The sequence below is a fragment of the Pseudoalteromonas sp. SR45-5 genome, assembly GCF_014163565.1.
Taxonomy (GTDB): Bacteria; Pseudomonadota; Gammaproteobacteria; order Enterobacterales; family Alteromonadaceae; genus Pseudoalteromonas; species Pseudoalteromonas distincta.
In genome coordinates, this window is sequence record NZ_JACJDN010000595.1 from 1 (window position 1) to 2,448 (window position 2,448).

The following is a 2,448-nucleotide window of genomic DNA, read 5'->3' on the forward strand; positions in this document are numbered from 1 at the left end:
ATTACATGCTGTAGGTAACGGCATTATGGCAAACAAGCCAGATGCTAAAATTGTTTACATGCATTCAGAACGCTTTGTTCAAGACATGGTAAAGGCACTACAAAATAATGCGATAGAAGAATTTAAGCGTTATTACCGCAGTGTTGACGCATTAATGATTGATGATATTCAATTTTTTGCTAATAAAGAGCGTTCACAAGAAGAGTTTTTTCATACCTTTAATGCATTGCTTGAAGGCAACCAACAAATTATTTTAACCTCTGACCGTTATCCAAAAGAGATTGAAGGGGTCGAAGACCGTCTTAAATCACGTTTTGGTTGGGGATTAACAATCGCGATTGAGCCACCAGAGCTTGAAACTCGCGTTGCTATTTTGATGAAGAAAGCACAGCAAAGTAAGATTAACTTACCACATGAAGTTGCTTTTTTTATCGCCAAAAAATTACGTTCAAATGTACGTGAACTAGAAGGCGCACTTAACCGTGTAATTGCTAATGCTAATTTTACAGGTCGTCCAATTTCGATTGATTTTGTAAAAGAAGCACTACGCGATTTACTTGCCTTGCAAGATAAGCTGGTTACGATAGATAATATTCAGCGCACCGTTGCTGAGTACTACCGAATTCGAGTGTCAGATCTATTGTCTAAGCGCCGCAGCCGCTCTATAGCAAGGCCACGCCAAGTTGCCATGGCATTATCTAAAGAATTAACTAATCACAGCTTACCTGAGATTGGTGACGCATTTGGTGGACGCGATCATACGACCGTATTACACGCATGTCGTAAGATAAAATCACTACGTGACGAAAGCCACGAAATTAAAGAAGATTACCAAAACTTAATAAGAACATTGTCATCTTAGGGCTGACTTTATTATGCAAATAACAATATCAAGACAACAATTTTTAAAGCCATTGGTGCAAGTGTCGGGTGCAATAGAGCGCAAACACACGCTACCAATCTTATCTAACGTTTTGTTAGTGGTAGAAAACGGACAACTTTCAATGACGGGTACTGACCTTGAAATTGAATTAGTTTCTGGCGTATTTGTAGGTGATGATATTGCCGATACAAAACTAACGTTACCCGCTAAAAAGTTACTCGATATTTGTAAAAGTCTACCAGACGGTTCAGACATTACTTTAAGCTTGCAAGAGCACCAATTACTTTTAACCAGTGGTAAAAGCCGTTTTTCATTAACGACTTTATCAGCTGATGATTTTCCTAATTTAGAGCAGTGGGATGGTGAGGTTGAATTTCAACTAACTCGTTTAGAGCTTCGTAAGTTACTTGAAAGCACGCATTTTTCGATGGCGAATCAAGACGTACGTTATTACTTAAACGGTATGTCTTTTGAAGTAGATAATACAGACATAAAAACAGTAGCAACAGATGGTCACCGTTTAGCTATTGCACAAAAGCAATTAACGCAATCGCTTAACACTCAACGTCAATTAATTATACCTCGCAAAGGTGTGCAAGAAATTATGCGCCTTATGGTAGCTGACGACGAATTGGTTACAATTCAGTTTGGTGCTAACCATATACGTATTATTGATATTGAGTTTACATTTACAAGTAAGCTAGTTGATGGACGCTTTCCTGATTACCGTCGTGTATTACCACGTGGTGGTGACAAAGTAATTACAGCTAACCGAGAATGGTTACGAAATGCGTTTCAACGAGTGTCTATTTTATCGAATGAAAAATTTCGTGGTGTACGCTTAAACCTATCAAACGGTTTATTAAAAATTACTGCCAATAACCCAGAGCAAGAACAAGCTGAAGAAGTTGTTGAAGTAAGTTACGAAGGCGCGGACCTAGAAATAGGATTCAACGTGTCTTACGTATTAGATGTACTAAACACATTAAAAACAGAAGACGTACTATTTACATTAGCCGACTCAAACAGCAGTGCATTAATTGAAGGTGCAGGCGATGAAGAAGCAATGTACGTTGTTATGCCTATGCGTTTATAAGACTATAAATACATAATGAGCTTAAGTCATTTGAGCCTCAAATATTTTCGTAATATTGAGGCGCTGACGCTAGAACCAGTCAACGGCGTTAATATAATTTATGGTGAAAATGGCAGCGGAAAAACCAGCCTTTTAGAGGCTATATATTACCTTTCTCATGGCAAATCTTTTCGTACTCCAAAACACAAAAGTATTATTGCGCACCAGCAAGAGCAATTTGTAATTCACGGGCGTAAAACAATACACGATTTATCAATTCCAATTGGTATTAGTAAAACGCAAACGGGTGAGACCAATTTAAAAATTCAAGGTAAGGCGAGCCGTAAGATATCAGAACTCGCTCAACTTATGCCTGTACAAATTATTACACCAGAGAGTTATTCTTTGTTTTTTGGTGGACCTAAAGAGCGCAGAAAGTTTTTAGATTTAGGTTTGTTCCACGTGGAACATGAGTTCTTTTTTTTGTGGC

The 2,448-nt window shown here is 38.0% G+C and carries 3 protein-coding genes; all 3 read left to right on the plus strand.

Going from position 1 to position 2,448, the window contains the following annotated elements; all coding sequences use genetic code 11:
• On the plus strand, positions 1-862 hold an 862-nt coding region (gene dnaA, locus H5072_RS16910), incomplete at its 5' end, for a chromosomal replication initiator protein DnaA (RefSeq protein WP_182694201.1).
• A 13-nt stretch (positions 863-875) separates the two neighbouring features.
• Complete coding sequence (gene dnaN / locus H5072_RS16915) at positions 876-1,979, plus strand: DNA polymerase III subunit beta (RefSeq protein ID WP_004335206.1); 1,104 nt, start codon at positions 876-878, stop codon at positions 1,977-1,979.
• Between the two features lie 15 nt (positions 1,980-1,994).
• The coding region (locus tag H5072_RS16920; protein ID WP_182694202.1) for a DNA replication/repair protein RecF at positions 1,995-2,448 on the plus strand (454 nt) is incomplete at its 3' end.

What these genes read in the sequence shown, in the direction of transcription:
- dnaN (WP_004335206.1), top strand. Translation starts at nt 876, where the DNA reads ATGCAAATAACAATATCAAGACAACAATTTTTAAAGCCATTGGTGCAA.